We start from the raw sequence: 20,809 nt of genomic DNA, 5'->3' as shown, positions 1-20,809 counted from the left end.
CAGATGACCGACAGGATGCAGGACGCGCGGATGGCAGGCAGCGGAACACGGGCCGGCTTGGGCCTGATACTGGCCCTCGGACTCTTGGCCGGCTGCGGCAGCCCCAGCGACCGGCTGGAGCGCGGCGCGCTCGAGGAGCTCAGCGCCATCGAGATCTACCAGCAGGGCGAGGCCAGCCTCGAAGGCGGCGCCGCCGACGACGCGGCCTTCTATTTCGGTGAGATCGAGCGGCTTTATCCCTATTCCGAATGGGCCAAGCGCGGTCTGATCATGCAGGCCTTCGCCCATCACAAGGACCGGGCCTATGACGAGAGCCGCGCCAGCGCGCAGCGCTATCTCGACTTCTACCCGACCGCCGAGGATGCGGCTTATGCGCAGTACCTGCTGGCGCTGAGCTATTACGACCAGATCGACGACATCGGCCGCGACCAGGGTCTGACCTTCCAAGCGCTGCAGGCGCTGCGCGCGGTGATCGAGCATTATCCCGACAGCAGCTATGCCGCCGAGGCCAAGCTCAAGTTCGACCTCGCCTTCGATCACCTCGCCGGCAAGGAGATGGAGATCGGGCGCTACTACCTCAAGCGCGGTCATTACGCCGCCGCCGCCCGGCGTTTCCGCGTCGTCGTCGAGGATTTCCAGACCACCACCCATACCGCCGAGGCGCTGCACCGGCTGGTCGAGTCCTATCTCTCGCTCGGGCTGGTGCAGGAGGCGCAGACCGCCGGCGCGATCTTGGGCTACAACTACCGTGGCACCGACTGGTACCGCGACAGCTATGCCCTGCTGACCGGGCGGGGCCTGCCGGTGGAGGCCGCGGGCGACAACTGGCTCGCCACGATCTACCGCCAGCTGGTGCGCGGTGAATGGATCTGAGATGCGCGCGCTGACGTTGGCTCCGGGGGGATAAGCCTATGCTGCGCGCGCTCGACATTCGCGACATGCTGATCATCGACCGGCTGGAGCTCGAGTTCCAGCCCGGCCTCAACGTCCTCACCGGCGAGACCGGCGCGGGCAAGTCGATCCTCCTCGATTCGCTGGGTTTCGTTCTGGGCTGGCGTGGCCGGGCCGAGCTGGTGCGCGCGGGCGCGAGCCAAGGCGAGGTCACGGCGGTGTTTGAGGTCGGACCGGATCATCCCGCCCGCGCGGTACTGGCCGAGGCCGGGATCGAGGCCGAGGGCGAGCTCATCCTGCGTCGGGTCAACACCGAGGGCGGCCGCAAGACCGCATGGGTCAATGATCGCCGGGTGTCGGGCGAGGTGCTGCGCGCCCTGTCGGACGAGTTGCTCGAACTGCATGGGCAGCATGACGACCGTGGCCTTCTGGATCCGCGCGGGCATCGTTTGATGCTCGACGACTTTGCCGGGGCCGAGCCGCTGATCGCCGCGACCCGCGCCGCCTGGGCCGCGCGGCGTACCGCGCGCCGGGCGCTCGACGCCGCCGCCGAGCAGGTCGCCGCCCTTCGTGCCGAAGAGGAGTATCTGCGCCATGCCGTGGCCGAACTCGATGCGCTCGACCCGCAGCCGGGCGAGGAAGCCGAGCTCGACACGCTGCGTCGTCGGATGCAGGGCGCGGAGAGGGTGCGCGGCGACATGGCGCGCGCCCATCAGGTAATTGCGGGCGAAGGGGCCGAGGGGCTGGTGGCAGACGCGCTGCGCTGGCTCGACGGCGCTGTCGAGGCCGCCGAGGGACGGCTCGATCCGGCGATCGAGGCGCTCACCCGCGCGCTCGACGCGCTCGGCGAGGCCGAGACCGGCGTGCGTGACGCGCTCGACGCGATGGAGGTCGATCCGCGCGCGCTCGAGACGGCCGAGGAACGGCTCTTCGCGCTGCGCGGCCTCGCGCGCAAGCACGAGGTCATGCCGGACGAGCTGCCGGAATTCGCCGAAACGCTGCGCGCCCGGCTGCGCGCGCTCGACGCCTCCGAAGGCGACATGGCCGATCTCGAGGCGGCGGTGCGCGCGGCCGATGCGGCCTATGACGCGGCCGCGTCTGAGCTGACGGCCCGCCGCGTCGAAGCGGGCGGGCGCCTGGCGCGCGCGATGGCCGAGGAGCTGGCCCCGCTCAAGCTGGACCGCGCGGTCTTCGAGGTCGACGTTGCCCCCACCGATCCCGGCCCAGAGGGCCGCGACGAAGTGAGCTTTCGGGTTGCCACCAACCCCGGCGCGCCCTCCGGGCCCCTGTCGCGCATCGCTTCGGGCGGTGAATTGTCGCGCTTCCTGCTGGCGCTGAAGGTCTGCCTGACCGGTGACAATGCCGGCAAGACGCTGATCTTCGACGAGATCGACCGCGGTCTGGGCGGGGCCACGGCCAACGCCGTGGGACGACGGCTGTCGCGGCTGGCCTCGAGAGCGCAGGTTCTGGTGGTGACGCATTCGCCGCAGGTCGCGGCGCTCGGCGCCCATCATTGGCGAGTCGAGAAGTCCGTCAGCACCGGTCCGACCGGTGAAATGACGACCTCGCGGGTCGTTCCGCTCGACGAACCGGCGCGGATCGACGAGATCGCGCGGATGCTCGCGGGCGATATCGTGACCGATGCCGCACGCGGCGCGGCGCGTGTCCTGCTGGGGGATGCCGACGCGGCCTGAGGCGGCGCTCGACGGTAATAGGGCGATGCGTCGGCGGGGGATTCCCGAAACCGTCACATCGCCCGAATACGGCATTGCCCGGCCGGACGGGTAGAAATGAGATCCTGCCGATCACGGCTCCTCACCGCATCTCGGCCAATGCATGTCCGCGCGAAGCGTGCGGAATTAATCGAGGGTCGCTAATGTCTCAGGTCAATGAGACGATCCTAGCCGGTTCCTGCCCTTTTTATCATACCCCGTTCGGTTAGGATGGCCGAAAAAACGGGCAGGCCTCGTATGCGGCGTCGCCCGAAGGCGACCGTTCGGCTTCTCCTTTTGGGCGCAGCCCCCTAGAAGCGAAACGGAAATGGCGGGGTACGAGCCGGCATGAGCGGCATGGAAGACGATCAGAAGGAGCGGCTGAGCGCGCGTCTGGGCCGGTCCTGGCGCGGAGGCTGGGCCCTGCTGCGCAGCCACGGGCCGAGCCAGGTGCAGTTCTGGTTCATCGCCCTGGCGCTGGGCGGGGCCTCTGGCTTGGCCGCCATCGGCTTCCGCGCCGGGATCGAATGGCTGCAGGCCGCGCTCTACGGCACCGACGACGTCGCCATGCTGCACAGCTTCGCCGCCTCGCTGCCCTGGTACTGGCTCTTGGGGCTGCCGGTCGCGGGGGGCCTCGTCGTCGGTCTGCTGCTCGACCGCTTCACCGAGGACGGTCGCGTGCGTTCGGTGGCCGAGGTGATCGAGGGGGCCGCGCTGCGCGAGGGACGGGTCGAACGCAAGCGCGGGCTGATCTCGGCGCTGGCTTCGATGATCACCTTGTCTACGGGGGGCTCCACCGGCCGCGAAGGACCGGTCGTGCATTTGGCCTCGGTCTTCGCCACCTATGTCTCGAGCTGGATCCGGGCCGACGGGATCACCGGGCGCGACCTTCTGGGATGCGCCGTCGCGGCGGCGGTCTCGGCGAGCTTCAACGCCCCCATCGCCGGTGCGCTCTTCGCGCTCGAGGTGGTGCTGCGGCATTTCGCGGTGCACGCCTTCGCGCCGATCGTCATCGCCAGCGTCGCCGGAACGGTGCTGAGCCGGCTGATCTGGGGCGACGTCACCGAGTTCGTGCTGCCGGACAAGAACGCGCTGGCCTTCTATGTCGAACTGCCCGCCTTCATGCTGTTGGGCCTGCTATGCGGCCTCGTCGCTGTCGTCCAAATGCGTGCGATCTTCTGGGCCGACGATCTCGGCAATACCGTGCAGGAGCGGCTGTCGCTGCCGCGCCGGCTGCGCCCGGCGGCGACCGGGCTGATCCTCGGGCTGATCGCGATCTTCTTTCCGCACATCATCGGGGTCGGCTACGAGACCACCTCGGCGGCGCTGCAGGGTAACATCGCCTTCGACCTCGCGGTGATCTTCGTGGTGATCAAGGTGGCGGCGGTGGCAATCACGATGGCCGGACGGATGGGCGGCGGGGTGTTCTCGCCATCGCTGATGATCGGGGCGCTCACCGGCCTGGCCTTCGGGACCGTGGCCACGGGCATCGCCCCGGAATTCTCGGGTGAGGGGACGCTCTACGCGCTGGCAGGCATGGGGGCGGTGGCGGCGGCCGTGCTGGGCGCGCCGATCTCGACCACGCTGATCGTGTTCGAACTGACGGGGGACTGGCAGACCGGCCTCGCGGTGATGGTGGCGGTGTCGCTTTCCTCGGCGCTGGCCTCGCGGCTGGTTCACCGGTCGTTCTTCCTGACCCAGCTGGAGCGGCGCGGCGTGCATCTCGCGGCCGGGCCGCAGGCTTGGCTCGCCGGGACGATCCGGGTCGAGACGGTGATGCGCGCCCAAGGCGCGCCGCGGGCCGCGCCCGACGACGCCTGCGCCGAGATGATCGCCGAGGGCGTCTTCATTCAATCCGGGGCGACGCTCGAAGAGGCGATGCCGCTCTTCGAGACCGTGCAGCGCCCCTTCGTGCCGGTGGTCCGCTTCGGCCCCGGCGACGCCGCGCCGGAGCTGTGGGGGGCGCTGTTCCAGGTCGATGCGCTGCGCGCGGTCAACCGCGCGCTGACGCGGATGGCCGCCGAGGAGCACTCCTGAGACAGGCGGTCAGACCTGCTCGACCGCGACCTTGTTCTTGTAGAAGGCGAGGCAGTCCTTGATCTGCTCCATGCCGTCCTTGGGCTCCTCGTAGGACCAGACCGCGTCCTCGATCGCACCGCTCTTGGCGATGATGTTGAAATAGCGCGCATCACCCTTCCACGGGCAGTGCGAGCGGGTCTTGGACGGCTCGAGGAAGGCCATCGCGATGTCCTCGCGCGGGAAGTAGATCACCGGCGGGTAGTCGCCCTCGACCAGCTCGAGTGCCCGGCTGCTTTCGCCCAGAACCGCACCGCCCGCGCGCACCACCCAGGTGCCCTCGGCGGGGCGGATCGTGATGTGATCGCTCATCTCGTCATGCTCCCTGTGGATGGCCCGCCGTCACAGCGGCGCGCAGGCGGCTTCGAGCCATTCCCGCGCCGCGCCGTCGAGGCGCGGGGCGATTTTCGCGACTGTAGCGGCGTGGTAGGTGTCGATCCAGTCCCGCTCGACGGCCGAGAGCATCTCCGCGACGATCAGTCGCCGCTCCAAGGGTACGTAGGTGAGCGTCTCGAACTCGTACATCTCGCGATCATCAGCGCCGGGCAGGGCGGCGGCCGTGCGGGTGACGATCAGGTTCTCGATCCGGATGCCGAAGGCCCCCTCGCGGTAGTAGCCAGGTTCGTTCGACAGGATCATGCCCGGCTCGAGCACGGTGTCAGAGGCCCGCGAGATCCGCTGCGGCCCTTCATGGACCGAAAGGAACGCGCCGACGCCGTGGCCGGTGCCGTGGTCGTAATCGAGCCCGGCGGTCCAGAGCGGGAAACGCGCCAGCGCGTCGAGGTCGCGCCCCGCGAGCCCCTTGGGAAAGCGCGCCCGGCTCAGCGCGATCATCCCCTGCAAGACGCGGGTATAGCATTCGGCGGCGTCCTCGGGGGGCGTGCCGATGGCGATGGTTCGGGTGATGTCGGTGGTGCCGTCGAGATACTGGCCGCCCGAATCCACGAGCAGCAGCTCGCCCGTCCGCACGTCGCGGTCGGTCTCCTCGGTGACGCGGTAATGGGTGATCGCCCCATGCTCGCCCGCGCCGGCAATGGTCTCGAAGCTGATGCCGCGCAGCGCGTTCGTGTCACGGCGGAAGCCTTCGAGCGCGGTGACCACGCCGATTTCGGTCAGCCGGTGGCCGGGATCATTGGCAAGGCTCTCGGCCTCTTCTTCCAGCCAGTGCAGGAAGCGGCAGACCGCCGCACCGTCGCGCAGATGCGCTTCGCGGGCACCGGCGATCTCGGCGTCGTTCTTGCGCGCCTTGGGCAGGATGCAGGGATCCTCGGCCTCGGCGATATGGGTTTCCCAGCCCTTGAGCGTCGTCTCGATGATGGAGGGCGCCGATTTCGGGTCGAGCCGCACCGGCCCCGACAACTGGCCCAGCGCCCCGAGAAAGGCGTCGATGTCGAGCACGTCGACATTCGGCCCGAGATGGTCGCGCAGCTCGTCCGCCTTGCCCTTCGGGCAGAACAGCTCGCAGCGGCCGGTGTCGTCGAGGATCGCGAAGCTCAGCGGCACCGGGGTGCAGGGCACGTCGGCGCCGCGGATGTTGAGCAGCCAGGCGATCGAGTCGGGCAGGGTGAGGACCACGCATTTCTGGCCCGCCTCGCGCAAGACAGCGGCAATCTCGGCGCGCTTCTCGGCATGGCTCCGGCCTGCGAACTCCTCCGGCCAGGCAAAGAATGGCGCGGGCGGCGGCGCCGGTCGGTCTTCCCAGATCGCATCGACGAGGTTGTCATGCGCCTTGAGGCCGATGCCCTTGGGCTGCAGCCGGTCATGCAGGGCGCGGATTTCCTCGGGCGTGTGCAGCCAGGCGTCGTAGCCCACCGTGCCCCCCTCGGGCAGCGCCGAGATCAGCCAGTCGGCGAGCTTGGTCGCGGGCCAGTCGACGGGGGTGAAGTCCGATGCGACCTGCGTCTTGATCTGGATCTTGTAGCGGCCGTCGATGAAGACCCCGGCCCGGTCCTGCAGGATCGCGGCGAAGCCGGCCGAGCCGGTGAAGCCGGTGAGCCAGGCGAGACGCTCGTCGCGCGCGCGCACGTTCTCGCCGCGCCAAGTATCGCCGCGCGGCACGATCCAGCCGTCGAGGCCCACGGCTTCCATGCGCTCGCGCAGCTTGGCGAGCCGAGGCGGCCCCTGTTCGGGGCGGGCGGTGGTGGCGAAGTTCTGGTACATCAGGCGACCCTGTTTATTCCGAGGACGCGGGCCCGCTTGCGCGGATCCGCATCGAAGAGCGAGGCGAGCTGTTCGGTCATCGCCCCGGCGAGTTGATCCACATCGGTGATCGTCACCGCACGGTCGTAGTAGCGCGTCACGTCGTGCCCGATGCCGATCGCGGCCAATTCCACGGCCTTGCGCTTCTCGACCATGGCGATCACGTCGCGCAGGTGCTTTTCGAGATAGTTGGCAGGGTTCACCGACAGAGTGCTGTCATCGACCGGCGCGCCGTCCGAGATCACCATCAGCACCTTGCGCGCCTCGCGCCGCGCCAGCAGCCGTCGATGTGCCCATTCGAGCGCCTCGCCGTCGATGTTCTCCTTCAGCAGCCCTTCCTTCATCATCAGCCCGAGATTGTCGCGGGTGCGGCGCCAGGGCGCGTCGGCGCGCTTGTAGACGATGTGGCGCAGATCGTTGAGACGGCCGGGCAGGGGCGGGCGCCCGGCGGCGAGCCAGTCCTCGCGGCTCTGGCCACCCTTCCAGGCGCGGGTGGTGAAGCCGAGGATCTCGACCTTCACCTGGCAGCGCTCCAGCGTGCGGGCGAGCACGTCGGCACAGATCGCGGCGATCGAGATCGGCCGTCCACGCATCGAGCCCGAGTTGTCGATCAGCAGCGTCACCACGGTGTCGCGGAACTCGGTATCCTTCTCGACCTTGAAGGAGAGCGGCGTTGTCGGGTTGGCGACGACGCGGGCGAGGCGGCCCGCGTCGAGGATGCCTTCCTCGCGGTCGAACTCCCAGGACCGGTTCTGCTGCGCCTGCAACCGGCGCTGCAGCTTGTTGGCGAGGCGGCTCACCGCGCCCTTGAGCGGGTCGAGCTGCTGGTCGAGATAGGCGCGCAGCCGCTCCAGCTCGGCCGGTTCGGCCAGATCCTCGGCACCGATCTCCTCGTCATGCCGGGTTTCGAAGACGGTGTAGTTCGGGTCGGCATCCGAGATCGCGGGGGGCGGCGGGTCCTGCGGCGCCTCGCCCTCGGGCATCTCCTGTTCCTCGGCATCCTCGGCCTCGGCCTGCTCGTCCATCGAGACCTGGGCCTGGCTCTGATCTTGCTGCTGATCCTGGCTCTGCTCGGGAGAGGCCTCGTCCTCTTCCTGATCCTCGTCCTCGCCGGTCGAATCCGGCTGCTGGTCGTCCTCTTCTTCGGAGGCCTCGTCCTCCTGATCGGGATCCTCCATATCCGGATCGTCGCCGAGCTGGTCGCCATAGCCGAGGTCGCGGATCAGTTCGCGCGTGAAGCGGGCGAAGCTCTTCTGGTCGTGCAGCGCCTCGGTCAGCCCCTCGAGCCGGTCGCCGCCCATCTCCTCGATGAAGCCGCGCCACAGCTCCATGACGTTGTCGGCGCCGCCAGGCAGGTCGCGCCCGGTGGCGAGGTGGCGGATCAGGTAGCCCGCGGCGACGGCGAGCGGCGCGTCGGCCTTGTCGCGGATCTGGTCGTAGCCCTTGCGCCGCGCCTCGGCGCCGATCTTGGCGTCGATGTTGCCGGCGGTGCCGGGCATGCGCTTGGCGCCCACCGCCTCGACCCGCGCACCCTCCATCGCGTCATAGAGATCGCGCGCGATGCCGGCCTGCGGCTGGTAGCGCGCGTTGACGGCGGCATCGTGGTAGCGGTGGCGCAGCGCCAGCGCGTCGGCGGTCCCGCGCGCCAGCAGCACCTCCTCGGCGGTCATCCTACGGCTCACCTGCGGTAGGCGCAGGCTGTCCGGTGACAGGCCCGGCGGATCGACCGAGAAGCTGACATTGAGCTCGCGGTCGTCGGCCATGACCTTGGTCGCCTCGGTCAGGGCCTTCTTGAACGGATCGGCGGGGTTGTCGGACTTGGGGCTCATGACAGAGATATTTCACCTGAGTGGCAGGGCGGCAAGGGCCGGGGGACCCGGCCCTCGAGGTAGCGCGCGGCCGGTCCTAGTCGCGCAGGGTGTCGAGGCCGCGGGCCCCGGAGGCAAGATCGGCCAGCAGCGCCACATGCACGTCGAGCGCATCGATCACACGATAGCCCGGATCCTGCCCGTCGAAGACGAGATTCAGGTCGGTGCCTGCGAGCACGATCGCCTCGGCGCCCTGTTCGTCGACCATGCGCCGCCCGGCCTCGATCAGCGCCGTCCGAGTGGCCGTGTCACAGCGCCCGGCCACGGCGAGATCCTGATAGAGCTGGCCGAGGCGGTCGATCTCGTCGTCGAGGGCGACGGCCTGCGTGCGCTCGAGCTGGCCATAAAGGCGGGTGCGCATCACCACGCGGGTGCCCAGCAATCCAACCCGCGACAACCCCTCGGCGGCGAAGAAGGCGTCGAGCGGGGCGACCGCCGAGACCAGCGGCAGGGAGGAGAGGGCGCGCGTCTCCTCGATGCAGAAATGCCCGCCGAGAGAGGTGATGGCGGCGCAATCCGCGCCGGCGGCCGCGAGCCGGTCGATCAGCCGGGCATAGATCTCGGCCTGCGCCTGACGCCGATCGGCGAGGTTGTTCTCGATCAGCGCGTGGATGTCGGTCTGCACCACCGTCAGCTCCAGCGTGGCGCCTCGCGCGCGCATCGCGTCGCAAAGCCGCTGGTAATAGACGATGGTGGCCGCCGGGCCGATGCCGCCGATCAGGCCGATATGCAGCCCGGCCCCCATTCTCAGCGTCCGGCGGTGCTCACCGCGCTCTCGGGCAGCTCCTCGTCGAAGCAGCGCTGGTAGAACTCGGCCACGGTCTGCCGCTCCAGCTCGTCGCACTTGTTGAGGAACGACAGGCGGAAGGCATAGCCCACGTCGCGGAAGATCTCGGCGTTCTGAGCCCAGTTGATGACCGTGCGCGGGCTCATCACCGTCGACAGGTCGCCATTCATGAAGGCGGTGCGGGTGAGATCGGCCACGGTGACCATCTGGCTCACCTGCTGGCGGCCCTCGGCGGTGTTGTAATGCGGCGCCTTCGACAGGACGATCGCCGCCTCGGCGTCATGGCTGAGATAGTTCAGCGTCGCCACCAGGCTCCAGCGGTCCATCTGCGCCTGGTTGATCTGCTGGGTGCCGTGGTAGAGGCCGGTGGTGTCGCCGAGGCCGACCGTGTTGGCGGTGGCGAAGAGCCGGAAGAAGGGGTTCGGCGTCAGCACCTGGTTCTGGTCCATCAGGGTCAGCTTGCCGTCGGTCTCCAGCACCCGCTGGATCACGAACATCACGTCGGCGCGGCCCGCATCGTATTCGTCGAACACGATGGCGCAGGGGTGGCGCAGTGCCCAGGGCAGGATGCCCTCGGCGAACTCGGTGACCTGCTTGCCGTCCTTGAGCTTGATCGCGTCCTTGCCGATCAGGTCGATGCGGCTGATGTGGCTGTCGAGGTTGACGCGCACGCAGGGCCAGTTGAGGCGGGCGGCGACCTGCTCGATATGGGTCGATTTGCCGGTGCCGTGATAGCCCTGCACCATGACCCGGCGGTTGTGGCCGAAGCCCGCGAGGATGGCCCGGGTGGTGTCGGGGTCGAACTTGTAGGTGGGATCGATGTCGGGCACCCGGTCGGAGCGCTCGGCGAAGCCCTTGACCTTCATGGCGCTGTCGAAGCCGAAGGTCTCGCGGATATCGATTTCCTCGGTCGGGCGGGCATTGGGGTCGGTCTGGGCGTCGGCCATGATGATCCTTTCGCGTGCGGGCATGGGCCCTGTCTGCGGTCGCGCCAAGTGATGGAGCATCGCGCGGCGGGGTTCAAGGGCCGCAGGCTGCGACCATCGGCCGGGGGCTGCTTGCCTTTTCAGGGCGCGGCGTCATTGTCTGCAACCGAACGCAGGGGGGATCAGCATCATCATGTCGCGCCTGACCGAGATCGAGGCGATGATCGCCCGTGTCGCGCTGGGCGACCGCGCCGCCTTCGGCGCGCTCTACGACGCCACTTCGGCGAAACTCTTCGGCATCTGCCTGCGTGTCTTGGACAATCGCGCCGAGGCCGAGGACGCGCTGCAGGAGATCTATGTGAAGGTGTGGCACAATGCGGGGCGCTATCAGGTGAACGGGCTGAGCCCGATGACCTGGCTCATCACCATCGCCCGCAACCATGCCATCGACCGGCTGCGGACGCGGCGCCGCGCGGAGCGGCGTGCGGGGGGTGACATGGCCGAGGCGGCGGATCTGGCCGACGCGGCGCCGGGGCCGGAGGCGCTGGCCGTGGCCGGGTCGGAGCGGGTTCGGATCGAGGGCTGCCTGACCGAGCTGGAGCCCGATCGCGCGGCAGCCGTGCGTGGCGCCTATCTGGCGGGAGAGAGCTACGCGGACCTCGCCGCGCGCTTCGACGTCCCGCTCAACACGATGCGGACCTGGCTGCGGCGCAGCCTGTTGCGCCTGAAGGAGTGTCTGACGCGATGACCGGGGCAGGAGATCAGCACGAAGAGGATCGCCTGCTGGCCGCGGAGCACGTGCTCGGGCTGCTGGAAGGCGAGGAATTGGCGCGGGCCGAAAGGCGGCTGGAGACGGATGCCGCCTATCGCGACGCCCATGCCGCCTGGGCCGAGGATTTCGCGGCGCTGGCCGACGAAGTGGCGCCTGCGGCACCGCCCGCGCGGCTCAGGCAGGCGATCGAGAGGCGGCTTTTCGGCGCCCGACGCGAGAGCCTGCTGCGCCGGCTCGGGCTGTGGCCGGCGCTGACGGCAGCGGCGCTGGCCGCCGGCACCTACGCGGTGGTGACCAATCTCGACCTGCTGCGTCCCGACCCGGTGGGGCCGGGGCTGCAGGCCGAGATCGCGGCCGAGGATCGCAGCCTCGTGGTACAAGTGGCCTATGACCCGTCCGAGCCGGATGCGCTGCGCGTCTCGCGTCCGAGCGGCGAAGCCGCGCCCGGGCGGTCGCTGGAGTTGTGGCTGATTGCGGGCGAGGCGGCGCCTGTCTCGCTCGGCCTGCTGCCCGAAGACCGCGAGGGGCGCGTGAGTGTGCCCGAAGAGCTGCGGCCAATGCTCATGCAGGCGGTGCTGGCCGTTTCGGACGAGCCCGCGGGCGGTTCGCCCGCGGCGGGGCCCACCGGCCCGGTCCTGGCGGCGGGACCGGTCACAACCCTCTGACCGGTCACGTCCCTCGGGCTCATGCGAGATCCCGGCTGCCGCTTGCGCGGCGCCGGTATCTCTCTCGCATTCAGTCCTTGTCGCGGAACGACTTGCTGTCCTTGATCTGATCCCAGGCCCAGACCACTTCGGAGAGCTGCTCCTCCTGGGAGCGGTCACCGCCGTTCATGTCCGGGTGCAGCACCTTGATCAGCGCCTTGTAGGACTTGCGGATCTCCGCCTTCGACCAGCTGTCCTTGGCGTCGAGCACCTCGAGCGCGCGGCGCTCTGTCGCCGGCAGGCGGCGGGTATGCCCCTGCTGGGCGGCGTTGCGGCCGGGATTGCGGGTGGCGTTCTCGCCGAGCACCTGGTGCGGGTCGTCGACACCGAGACGTGCCCAGGCGCGCTGCTCCTCGCTGCGCTTGCCGAAGGGCTTGGTGGAACGGCCCCAGACCCGGTCATTGTCGACCTGCTCGGCGTATTCCGCCTCTGTTGAGCCGTCGAAGAAGTTCCACTTGAGATTGTACTCGCGCACATGCTCCTTGCAGAACCAGAAATAGTCGTCGAGCACGTCGGGAGATTTAGGAGCCCGGTACTTGCCCGCCTCCTCGCATCCCGGGTGGTCGCAGACCCGCGTCGATGTCTCGAAGGCACCGGACATCCCGCGTCTGCCGCGCGGGTTTTTCTTCTTCGATGCCGATACGGACATATCGAAACCGAAGGGGTCGTTCTTCGCCATGCTCTGCCTCATCCTATCGAGTCGGACGCGGCAGTTTAGTCCAAGGAGCCGGAGATTGAAGGGGCGGCGGGCATTTTCCGCCCCCTCGGCGCGGCTCCGCCGGGATTATTCTCCGCGATCGGCCGTAACCGGCGGCGCCGGACGGTCGGGAATCTCCTGCGCCTCGCGGCCGGAGGCGACCGGGCGGGCGGCGGCGGGCGTCTCGTTGCGGCTGGCGCTCAGCCCCGGGGCTTGGGGCTGAGCCATCGGCTCGGCCGCGACCGGGGTGGCTGCCGGCTGGGCGGCGGCGCCGCGGCGGAACACCAGCACCGAATGATAGACCGTGCTGCGGCCCCGGAAGCCCTGGCGCTCCTCGCAGGGCAGGGTCTCGGCGCGCAGGTATTCCCAGCCCTTCGCACCCATCTCGTTGATCGTGCCCTGCAGGGCGTGGGCGTAGCGGTCCTCGCCGGTCTTGAGGCCGCGTTCCTTGACGCCGCGCTTGGGCGCGGGGACGACGCGGTATTCGTAAGCGGTCATGGCGCTCTCCTGTGGCGGGCTCAGAGTCCGAGCTTGGCGGTGACGATCTGGTTGACGGCGGCGGGGTTCGCCTTGCCGCCGGTGGCCTTCATGACCTGGCCGACGAACCAGCCCGCGAGCTTGGGATTCTGCTTGGCCTTCTCGACCTGCGCCGGGTTGGCGGCGATGATCTCGTCGACCGCCGCCTCGATGGCGCCGGTGTCGGTGACCTGCTTCATGCCGCGTTCCTCGACGATCTTCGCCGGCGCGCCGCCCTCGGTATAGACGATCTCGAACAGGTCCTTGGCGATCTTGCCCGAGATGTCGCCCTTGGCGATCAGCGCGACGATGTCGCCGAGCTGCGCCGGGCTGACCGGGCTTTGCTCGATGCCCAGATCATCCTTCTTGAGCCGCCCGAACAGCTCGTTGATGACCCAGTTCGCGGCGAGCTTGCCATCCTTGGCGCTGTCGAGATGGTTCACCACCGCCTCGAAATAGACGGCATTGGCCAACTCGGCGGTCAGCACGCCCGCGTCGTAATCCGACAGGCCCATATCGGCCATGAAGCGCGCCTTCTTTGCGTCGGGCAGCTCGGGAAGATGGGCCTTGATATCGTCGACCCAGGCCTGCTCGATCTCGAGCGGCAGCAGGTCGGGGTCGGGGAAGTAGCGGTAGTCATGCGCCTCTTCCTTGGAGCGCATCGACCGGGTCTCGTTCTTGTCCGGATCGTAGAGGCGCGTCTCCTGCACGACGCTGCCGCCATCCTCGAGGATCGCGATCTGGCGCCGCGCCTCGAAGTCGATCGCCGCCTGGATGAAGCGCATGGAGTTCATGTTCTTGATCTCGCAGCGGGTGCCCAGATGCGAGAAATCCTGCGTTTCCTGGTACTTCTCGTAGTCACCGGGGCGGCAGACCGAGACGTTCACGTCGGCGCGCAGGTTGCCGTTCTGCATGTTGCCGTCGCAGGTCCCGAGATAGCGCAGGATCTGCCGTAGCTTGCCGACATAGGCGGCGGCCTCTTCGGGGCCGCGGATGTCGGGGCGGCTGACAATCTCCATCAGCGCCACGCCGGTGCGGTTGAGATCGACGAAAGACATGTGCGGGTCCATGTCGTGGATCGACTTGCCCGCATCCTGCTCGAGATGGATGCGCTCGATGCGCACGCGGCGGGCGACGCCCGCGCCCATCTCGACGATCACCTCACCCTCGCCGACGATCGGGTGGTAGAGCTGGCTGATCTGGTAGCCCTGCGGCAGGTCCGGATAGAAGTAGTTCTTGCGGTCGAAGGCCGAGCGCAGGTTGATCTCCGCCTTGAGGCCGAGACCGGTACGCACCGCCTGCGCCACGCAGCCCTCGTTGATCACCGGCAGCATGCCCGGCATGCCCGCGTCGATGAAGGAAACGTTGGAATTGGGCTCGGCGCCGAACTCGGTCGAAGCGCCGGAGAACAGCTTGGCGCGGGTGGCGACCTGCGCGTGCACCTCGAGGCCGATCACCAGCTCCCAGTCGCCCGTGGCACCCGCGATCACCTTGGGGGCGGGGGCCTCGTAAGTCAGGTCCAGCATGGACGCCTCTCCTTGCACCGTTGTCGGGGCCTGATTAGGCGCGAACGGGGCCGTCTTCAAGGGTGACGGCCGGGCGGGCATCACGGCGCGGGATGCGCGGAACGGTGCAGGCGATGGGCGATATCCCGCTCAAATCATGGGGATGGGTCGAGCAGGCTCGACAGCGCGTCGCGCCGCGACGCAGATCGTTCCAGTTGCTGCCACAACGGATCAATTCTGAATATGTTCCAGAAACGTGTTTCCGCGCGTTTGCGCCGTCTCGTGCCGATCGCCGCGCTGAGCCTCGCCGCCGCCTGCGCCCAGCTGCCCGAGCCCGAAGAACCCGTTGCCGCCGCGCCCGCCGCGATGCCGGTGATGGCCTGGGACCACAGGCCCGAGAGCGCGCAGTGGACCGATGCGACCCTCGCGGCGCTCAAGGCGCATGGCGCACCGCTGCTGAGCCAGGTGCCCGGCGACATCGCGACATGGTGCCCCGGCTACGTCCAGGCCTCCGAGGATGAACGCGCCGCCTTCTGGGCGGGAATGCTGTCGGCGCTGGCCAAGCATGAGAGCACTTGGAATCCTGCGGCCGTCGGCGGCGGTGGCAAGTGGTTCGGCCTGGTGCAGATCGCGCCCGCGACCGCGCGCAGCTATGGCTGCGCGGCGGGCAGCGGCTCGGCGCTCAAGGACGGCGTCGCCAACCTGTCCTGCGCGGTGCGGATCGCCGCCCGCACGGTGCGCCGCGACGGCGTCGTTGCCGCCGGCATGCGCGGTCTCGCCGCCGACTGGGGTCCGTTCCACTCGGCGCGCAAGCGCAACGAGATGGCGGCCTGGACCCGCAGCCAGAGCTATTGCCAGCCGCGCCAGTCCGCGCAGGCGGGTGACCCCGCCAAGGCCGGCTGAGACGGGTGGCTGTCGCAGCCGCGACACAGGCCGGCTGCGACCGGCGCCAACCTCGCGGCATATCGTCGTTTTCGCGTTGCATCGTGGCCGCGCCACGGTGCAGTTATCGCCCCATGCTCGTGGCACTGACGATCCTGGGGGGTTGGATGGCCGTGATGCCGGGTCCGTCGGTCCATGCCGAGCCGTCGGGCCCGGCCGTGCACCTCGCGTCCGAAAAGGCGCCGGCGCACCCCACTCCGAACCCGCCAGAAACCGGTCCCGCCATCCCTGACCTGGCCGTGCCGGAGGCGCCGGACACGCTTGGCGATCCCCTGCCAGCCGCGACATTGCGACCGATGCCACGGCCCATGACGCTGGCCGCACCCGCGCCGTCCAGCGTCGCCACCCTGCGGCCCCGCGCGCGCGATCCTTTCCTGCCGGCGGCGCGCTGGGACGGGCGCGAGGGCACGGGGCTGTGGACCCGTGGGCTGATGGCGGCGCTCCGGGGACCGGCTGCTGAGCTGGCCGAAGTCGTGCCCGCCGACATCGCCGATTGGTGCCCGGCCTACGCGGCCAACCCGCCGCGGATGCGTCGCGCCTTCTGGGTAGGGGTGATGTCGGCGCTGTCGCGCTTCGAGAGCCGGCACCGGGCCGACGCGGTCGGTGGGGGCGGGCTCTATCACGGGCTGCTGCAGATCCTGCCCGGCACGGCACGCGGATACGGCTGCGTCGCACGGGACGGCGCGGCGCTGCGCGACCCGGTCCGCAACCTGAGCTGCGCCGCCCGGATCATGGCCCGCACCGTCAAACGGGACAACGCCGTCGCGCTGAGCGGCGGCCGCCGGGCCGGGATCGCTGCCGATTGGGGGCCGATGACCAAGCCGACCATGCGCGCCGAAATGGCGGCATGGACACGTTCGCAGAGTTACTGTCGGCCCGCGCCGCTGGCGCGGGTGCCGCGCCCCAAGGCGCGACCGGCCTGAAGCTCAGGCGCGGGTCCGCAGCAGCGGTCGCGTCGCACGTACGAGGCTCACTGTCGGTGCATCGCGGCCGCCCAGCGCCAAGGTCGCCTTGCGCAGCATCTCGATGCCTTCCTCGGACTTGGCCGGGAGCGCCGCCGGAGAGATCTCCTCGCCGACCGTCACGACATAGGGCTGACGGTCCTTGTTGAGCATCTCGTGGAACAGCGTGATGTCACGCAATGTCGGGTGGATCAGGTCGAACAGGTAGAACAGCGCCGAATTGCGGGCGCGGATGTTCACCGGGATCACCGGCAGGTCGTATTTGCGCGCCAGCATCGCCGCCGACGCCATCCAGGGCCGCTCGTGCAGCCGCAGGCCGCGACGCTTGGCCAGCCGCCCCGAAGGGAAGATCACGCCGAGCCGTTCGTCCTCGACCGCCTGACGGGTCAGGTCCATCGTCACCTTGGTCTTGGCGTGGCTGCGCTTTTCCTTGCGCCACTCGACCGGCACGATCAGGTCCGCCATCTGCGGCAAAACACGCAAGATGTCGCCATTGGCATAGATGAAGAGGTCGGGCCGGATCGTCTTGAGAACATGGTAGAGCATGATCCCGTCGGCGATGCCGGTGGGATGGTTGGCAACGATCAATGCCGGACCATGCCGGGGAATGTTGTCGAGGCCGTTCACCGTCAGGTGCCGCGCCAGCATGTCGCCCATCTCCCCCATGATCCGTGGGGTCGGCTCATCTTGCAGCCGCGTACCGATGGACACGGTGCGGTCATAGCTCAGAGCGAGATGCAGAAGACCGCGCAACGGCCGGATCAGGGGCGACCGCCGGAACATCCAAGGCGCACGTTCGGCGATCAGCGGGTCGATGCGGTCTTTCATGGAGCCTCAATACCCATTCCCACACGGCGGTTCCGTGACATTTGAGGCATCATGGTCGTTTTGGCAATGACGCGGACCGGATCGTTGCGAAAGCGGCGGCCCTGCGCCGGGCCCGAAACGGGGCCGTGACGCCGGTTCGCCACGGCCCCTCGCGACGTCGTCACGCGGCCTGCCTCTCATGACGGCCTTCGCGGATTTCCTCGATGATCTTGGCCACGAAGGCGTCGAGATCGCCGGGGTTGCGGCTCGTCACGATGCCCTGATCTGTGGCCACTTCCTTGTCCACGATATTGGCGCCCGCGTTCTTCAGGTCGGTGCGGATCGAGTGATAGCTCGTCACCTCGCGTCCGCGCACGACGTCGGCTTCGATCAGAAGCCAAGGCCCGTGGCAGATGGCGGCGACGATCTTGCCGGAGAGGGTGAAGTCCTTCACCAGCTGCACCGCTTCGGGCACGGTGCGCAGCTTGTCGGGGTTGATCTGGCCGCCCGGCAGCACGATGGCATGATAGTCCTCGGCCTTAGCGTCCGCGATCTTCAGGTCGACCGCGGCCTCGGGGCCCCAATCGGTCTCGTCCCAGCTCGTGATCGCGGTGCCGTCGGGGCTTGCCACATGCACCGTGGCGCCGGCGTCGCGCAGCTTGTCGCGCGGCACCTCCAACTCGGATTTCTCGAAACCATCGGTGGCGATGATCAGGATCTTCGCGTCTTTGATATCGGTCATGTCCGTCTCCTTGCGGTTCTCGGCTCGAATTCTTCGAGGTCCAAACCGAAAGGAGGGAGGGGGCGTTCCGGGACGCCCCCTCACGTCACCGTCAGTCGGCCAGCATCCGCCCGACCATCTCCGAGGTGTCGCGGCTGAGCCCCTGCGCGCCCGCGATCCGCTCCAGCTCGGTCCGGATCAGGCGCTTGCGATCTTCGTCGTATCGCTTCCAGGTCGAGAAGGCCTGCGTCATCCGGGCGGTGGTCTGCGGGTTGAGCTTCAGCAGCCAGTCGGCGAGCAGCCTGTAGCCCGCACCCGAAGGATCGTGAAAGCCCGCCGCGTTGCCCGCCAGCGCGCCGAACACGGCGCGGAAACGGTTGGGGTTCTTCCAATCGAAGGCCGGGTGGCGCGTCAGCGCCTCGGCGGTGACGGCGGTCTCTTCGGGACGGGCGGCCGCGACCTGCAGGCCGAACCATTTGTTCATCACCAGCCGCTCATGATGCCACTGCTCCTCGAAGGCCTTCAGTTCGGCTTCGCCCTCGCCAATGACCAGCAACGCGCCCAGCGCCGCGATCTGCTGGGTCATGTTGTCGGCGACGCGGTACTGCGCCCGCGCCCGGTCGCCGCCCTGCGTGAGCGTCAGCAGCGACAGGGCAGCATTGGTGAGCGCCCGGCGGCCAGCATCCTTGGCCTCGGGGCTGTAGGGGCCGGTGACCTGATGGGTCTCGTAGAGCCGGGACAGCGTGTCGCCCAGTCGCTCCGCGATGGCCCGACGCAGCGCTTCGCGCGCCGCGTGGATCGCGGTCGGGTCCGGCGCGGTCCCGGTCTCGAAGATCGCCTGCGCCAGTTCGTCCTCGCCCGGCAGGGCCAGCAGGCGCGCGCGGAAGGCCGGGTCGAGCGCCTCGTCAGAGACCGCCTGGCCCAGCGCGTCGACATAGCCCGCATCCGGCCCGGCGCCGTCCAGGATCATCGCCAGCAGGCCGGTCCTGGCGAGGTCGCGCCCCGCCTCCCACTTGTTGAACGGGTCGGTGTCATGCGCCAGCAGGAAGGCGCGGGTCTCGTCGGACTGCTCGTGGCGCAGGATCACCGGGGCGGAGAAGCCGCGCAGGATCGAGGCCACCGGCCGGGTGGAGAGCCCCTCAAAGGCAAAGCTCTGCTCGGCCTCGCTCAGCTCCAGCACCCGCGTCGCGACCACCTCGTCGCCATTCGGGTTCAAAAGGCCCACCGCGACCGGGATCACCACCGGCGCCTTGTCGTCCTGGCCGGGGGTGGGCGGCGTCTCCTGACAGAGCGTCAGGGTGTAGGTGCCGTCGGCATAGTCCTCGGCCACATGCACGCGCGGCGTGCCGGCCTGATGATACCAGCGCGCGAATTGCGACAGGTCCCGACCGGTGGCGTCCTCGAAGGCCTTCAGCCAGTCCTCGATCGTCACCGCCTGGCCGTCATGGCGCTCGAAGTAGAGGTCGAGTGCCTTCCTGTAGCCCTCGTCCCCCACGAGCCGCTTGAGCATGCCGACGATCTCGGCGCCCTTCTCATAGACGGTGACGGTGTAGAAGTTGTTGATCTCGACGAAGCTCTCGGGCCGGACAGGATGGGCGAGCGGGCCGTTGTCTTCGCGGAACTGGGCCGAGCGCAGCAGCATCGCGTCGTCGATGCGTTTCACCGGATGCGAACGCATGTCGCCGGTGAACTGCTGGTCGCGGAACACCGTGAGGCCTTCCTTCAGGCAGAGCTGGAACCAGTCGCGGCAGGTGACGCGGTTGCCGGTCCAATTGTGGAAGTATTCATGCGCGATGATCGCCTCGATCCGCTCGAAATCGGCATCGGTCGCGGTTTCGGGGGAGGCGAGCACGGCCGAGGAGTTGAAGATGTTCAGCCCCTTGTTCTCCATCGCGCCCATGTTGAAATCGTCCACCGCGACGATGTTGAACAGGTCGAGGTCGTATTCGCGCCCATAGACCTCCTCGTCCCATTCCATCGATTTCTTGAGCGCCTCCATCGCGAAGGCGCATTTGTCGATGTCGGCCTCGCGCACCCAGACATTGAGCGCGACCTCGCGCCCCGATCGGGTGGTGAAGCTGTCGGCATGGGCGACGAGGTCGCCGGCCACGAGGGCGAAGAGGTAGGACGGCTTGGGCCAGGGATCGTACCATTCGGCAAAGCCTTCGCCGCGCGCCACCTCGTTGCCGTTCGACAGCAGCACCGGCAGGTCGCTCTCGATGCGCACGTGGAACGGCGCCATCACGTCGGGGCGGTCGGGATAGAAGGTGATCTTGCGAAAGCCCTCGGCCTCGCACTGCGTGCAATACATGCCGTTCGAGCGGTAGAGCCCCTCGAGCGCGGTGTTGTTCTCGGGGTCGATCTCGACCTCGGCGGCAAAGGTGAAGGGCGCGTCAGGCGCGTCGAGCCTGAGGCCGCCCTCGACCAGCTCGGGCGTGACCGGGGCGCCATCGACATGGGCGGAGACCAGTTTCAGCTGTTCGCCATGCAGGAAGAAGTCGCGATCCGCCGCGTCGGGGTTGGGGCGGAAGCGGATTTCGGAGAGCACCCGCGTCGCGTGCGGCGCGAGGCGGAAGGTCAGCCGAACCTCCTCCACCAGATAGGCGGGCGGCGTGTAATCCCGCAAAAACACGGTGCGGGGGTCATGCTGCGTCATGCCGAAACCTTTCGCTGAACCTTCGGGGCAGGCGGGACGTTAGGCCCACGACAGGGGGCCTTCAAGCG

The 20,809-nt window shown here is 68.7% G+C and carries 18 protein-coding genes; 7 read left to right on the top strand and 11 right to left on the bottom strand.

Going from position 1 to position 20,809, the window contains the following annotated elements:
- Positions 1-30 precede the first annotated feature (30 nt).
- The 3 genes from T8T21_RS06635 to T8T21_RS06625 all read left to right on the top strand — a co-directional run bounded on the left by T8T21_RS06635 (position 31) and on the right by T8T21_RS06625 (position 4,640).
- Entirely contained in the window at positions 31-873 is an 843-nt protein-coding gene (locus T8T21_RS06635; protein WP_322337466.1) for an outer membrane protein assembly factor BamD, read from the top strand.
- 38 nt (positions 874-911) lie between these two features.
- Entirely contained in the window at positions 912-2,585 is a 1,674-nt protein-coding gene (gene recN / locus T8T21_RS06630; protein WP_322337276.1) for a DNA repair protein RecN, read from the top strand.
- 375 nt (positions 2,586-2,960) lie between these two features.
- Entirely contained in the window at positions 2,961-4,640 is a 1,680-nt protein-coding gene (locus T8T21_RS06625; protein ID WP_322337465.1) for a chloride channel protein, read from the top strand.
- Positions 4,641-4,649: 9 nt separating this feature from the next.
- Here the strand turns inward: T8T21_RS06625 and T8T21_RS06620 are convergent, their stop codons facing one another.
- The 5 genes from T8T21_RS06620 to cobS all read right to left on the bottom strand — a co-directional run bounded on the left by T8T21_RS06620 (position 4,650) and on the right by cobS (position 10,480).
- Entirely contained in the window at positions 4,650-4,991 is a 342-nt protein-coding gene (locus tag T8T21_RS06620) for a DUF427 domain-containing protein (RefSeq protein WP_183474240.1), read from the bottom strand.
- 30 nt (positions 4,992-5,021) lie between these two features.
- Complete coding sequence (locus T8T21_RS06615; RefSeq protein WP_322337275.1) at positions 5,022-6,839, bottom strand: aminopeptidase P family protein; 1,818 nt, start codon at positions 6,837-6,839, stop codon at positions 5,022-5,024.
- A complete protein-coding gene (gene cobT, locus T8T21_RS06610) occupies positions 6,839-8,707 on the bottom strand; it encodes a cobaltochelatase subunit CobT (RefSeq protein ID WP_322337274.1) in 1,869 nt (622 codons plus the stop codon). Before cobT ends, T8T21_RS06615 begins: the two co-directional genes overlap by 1 nt.
- 76 nt (positions 8,708-8,783) lie before the next feature.
- Entirely contained in the window at positions 8,784-9,491 is a 708-nt protein-coding gene (locus T8T21_RS06605) for an aspartate/glutamate racemase family protein (RefSeq protein WP_407660118.1), read from the bottom strand.
- Positions 9,492-9,493: 2 nt separating this feature from the next.
- The gene (gene cobS, locus T8T21_RS06600; protein ID WP_322337463.1) at positions 9,494-10,480 is read right to left on the bottom strand and encodes a cobaltochelatase subunit CobS; all 987 of its coding nucleotides are present in this window, start codon (positions 10,478-10,480) and stop codon (positions 9,494-9,496) included.
- A gap of 172 nt (positions 10,481-10,652) precedes the next feature.
- On the opposite strand from cobS, the gene T8T21_RS06595 reads away from it, so the two are divergent.
- On the top strand, positions 10,653-11,207 hold the full coding sequence (locus T8T21_RS06595) for a sigma-70 family RNA polymerase sigma factor (protein ID WP_183474267.1): 555 nt from the start codon (positions 10,653-10,655) through the stop codon (positions 11,205-11,207).
- The gene (locus T8T21_RS06590; RefSeq protein ID WP_322337273.1) at positions 11,204-11,896 is read left to right on the top strand and encodes an anti-sigma factor; all 693 of its coding nucleotides are present in this window, start codon (positions 11,204-11,206) and stop codon (positions 11,894-11,896) included. Before T8T21_RS06595 ends, T8T21_RS06590 begins: the two co-directional genes overlap by 4 nt.
- Before the next feature lie 70 nt (positions 11,897-11,966).
- Here T8T21_RS06590 and T8T21_RS06585 read toward each other — a convergent pair whose 3' ends face one another.
- From T8T21_RS06585 to gatB, 3 genes are all read right to left on the bottom strand, one after another.
- On the bottom strand, positions 11,967-12,614 hold the full coding sequence (locus T8T21_RS06585) for a J domain-containing protein (protein ID WP_183474273.1): 648 nt from the start codon (positions 12,612-12,614) through the stop codon (positions 11,967-11,969).
- A 105-nt stretch (positions 12,615-12,719) separates the two neighbouring features.
- Positions 12,720-13,130 carry a DUF4177 domain-containing protein gene (locus T8T21_RS06580; RefSeq protein ID WP_322337272.1) on the bottom strand — a complete coding sequence of 137 codons (411 nt, stop codon included), beginning with the start codon at positions 13,128-13,130 and terminating at the stop codon, positions 12,720-12,722.
- A 20-nt stretch (positions 13,131-13,150) separates the two neighbouring features.
- Positions 13,151-14,674, bottom strand: a complete 1,524-nt coding sequence (gene gatB / locus T8T21_RS06575; RefSeq protein ID WP_322337271.1) for an Asp-tRNA(Asn)/Glu-tRNA(Gln) amidotransferase subunit GatB — start codon at positions 14,672-14,674, stop codon at positions 13,151-13,153.
- 222 nt (positions 14,675-14,896) lie between these two features.
- Between gatB and T8T21_RS06570 the strand changes: the two genes are divergently transcribed.
- Positions 14,897-15,556, top strand: coding sequence for a transglycosylase SLT domain-containing protein (locus tag T8T21_RS06570; protein WP_183474279.1), 660 nt, complete (start codon positions 14,897-14,899; stop codon positions 15,554-15,556).
- Positions 15,557-15,891: 335 nt separating this feature from the next.
- Positions 15,892-16,518, top strand: a complete 627-nt coding sequence (locus T8T21_RS06565; RefSeq protein ID WP_322337270.1) for a transglycosylase SLT domain-containing protein — start codon at positions 15,892-15,894, stop codon at positions 16,516-16,518.
- 3 nt (positions 16,519-16,521) lie between these two features.
- On the opposite strand, the gene T8T21_RS06560 is transcribed toward T8T21_RS06565, so the two are convergent.
- The 3 genes from T8T21_RS06560 to pepN all read right to left on the bottom strand — a co-directional run bounded on the left by T8T21_RS06560 (position 16,522) and on the right by pepN (position 20,741).
- The gene (locus tag T8T21_RS06560; protein ID WP_322337269.1) at positions 16,522-17,385 is read right to left on the bottom strand and encodes a lysophospholipid acyltransferase family protein; all 864 of its coding nucleotides are present in this window, start codon (positions 17,383-17,385) and stop codon (positions 16,522-16,524) included.
- A gap of 160 nt (positions 17,386-17,545) precedes the next feature.
- Entirely contained in the window at positions 17,546-18,106 is a 561-nt protein-coding gene (locus T8T21_RS06555) for a type 1 glutamine amidotransferase domain-containing protein (RefSeq protein ID WP_322337268.1), read from the bottom strand.
- Positions 18,107-18,197: 91 nt separating this feature from the next.
- Entirely contained in the window at positions 18,198-20,741 is a 2,544-nt protein-coding gene (pepN, locus tag T8T21_RS06550) for an aminopeptidase N (protein WP_322337267.1), read from the bottom strand.
- Positions 20,742-20,809 lie beyond the last annotated feature (68 nt).

Origin of the sequence: Limimaricola variabilis (genome assembly GCF_034371605.1) — a bacterium.
In the GTDB taxonomy this organism is placed as follows: Bacteria; Pseudomonadota; Alphaproteobacteria; order Rhodobacterales; family Rhodobacteraceae; genus Limimaricola; species Limimaricola variabilis.
The sequence above is the reverse complement of the archived record's forward strand: the minus strand, read 5'-3'. Positions and strand labels throughout refer to the sequence as shown.

Bases quoted from the DNA above. Each gene is read 5' to 3' on its own strand.
- recN (WP_322337276.1), top strand. From the start codon at position 912: ATGCTGCGCGCGCTCGACATTCGCGACATGCTGATCATCGACCGGCTG.
- T8T21_RS06560 (WP_322337269.1), bottom strand. From the start codon at position 17,385: ATGAAAGACCGCATCGACCCGCTGATCGCCGAACGTGCGCCTTGGATG.
- T8T21_RS06635 (WP_322337466.1), top strand. From the start codon at position 31: ATGGCAGGCAGCGGAACACGGGCCGGCTTGGGCCTGATACTGGCCCTC.
- T8T21_RS06590 (WP_322337273.1), top strand. From the start codon at position 11,204: ATGACCGGGGCAGGAGATCAGCACGAAGAGGATCGCCTGCTGGCCGCG.
- T8T21_RS06615 (WP_322337275.1), bottom strand. From the start codon at position 6,839: ATGTACCAGAACTTCGCCACCACCGCCCGCCCCGAACAGGGGCCGCCT.
- T8T21_RS06565 (WP_322337270.1), top strand. From the start codon at position 15,892: ATGCCACGGCCCATGACGCTGGCCGCACCCGCGCCGTCCAGCGTCGCC.
- T8T21_RS06595 (WP_183474267.1), top strand. From the start codon at position 10,653: ATGTCGCGCCTGACCGAGATCGAGGCGATGATCGCCCGTGTCGCGCTG.
- pepN (WP_322337267.1), bottom strand. From the start codon at position 20,741: ATGACGCAGCATGACCCCCGCACCGTGTTTTTGCGGGATTACACGCCG.
- T8T21_RS06620 (WP_183474240.1), bottom strand. From the start codon at position 4,991: ATGAGCGATCACATCACGATCCGCCCCGCCGAGGGCACCTGGGTGGTG.
- T8T21_RS06625 (WP_322337465.1), top strand. From the start codon at position 2,961: ATGGAAGACGATCAGAAGGAGCGGCTGAGCGCGCGTCTGGGCCGGTCC.
- T8T21_RS06605 (WP_407660118.1), bottom strand. From the start codon at position 9,491: ATGGGGGCCGGGCTGCATATCGGCCTGATCGGCGGCATCGGCCCGGCG.
- gatB (WP_322337271.1), bottom strand. From the start codon at position 14,674: ATGCTGGACCTGACTTACGAGGCCCCCGCCCCCAAGGTGATCGCGGGT.
- T8T21_RS06585 (WP_183474273.1), bottom strand. From the start codon at position 12,614: ATGGCGAAGAACGACCCCTTCGGTTTCGATATGTCCGTATCGGCATCG.
- T8T21_RS06570 (WP_183474279.1), top strand. From the start codon at position 14,897: ATGTTCCAGAAACGTGTTTCCGCGCGTTTGCGCCGTCTCGTGCCGATC.
- cobS (WP_322337463.1), bottom strand. From the start codon at position 10,480: ATGGCCGACGCCCAGACCGACCCCAATGCCCGCCCGACCGAGGAAATC.
- T8T21_RS06580 (WP_322337272.1), bottom strand. From the start codon at position 13,130: ATGACCGCTTACGAATACCGCGTCGTCCCCGCGCCCAAGCGCGGCGTC.
- T8T21_RS06555 (WP_322337268.1), bottom strand. From the start codon at position 18,106: ATGACCGATATCAAAGACGCGAAGATCCTGATCATCGCCACCGATGGT.
- cobT (WP_322337274.1), bottom strand. From the start codon at position 8,707: ATGAGCCCCAAGTCCGACAACCCCGCCGATCCGTTCAAGAAGGCCCTG.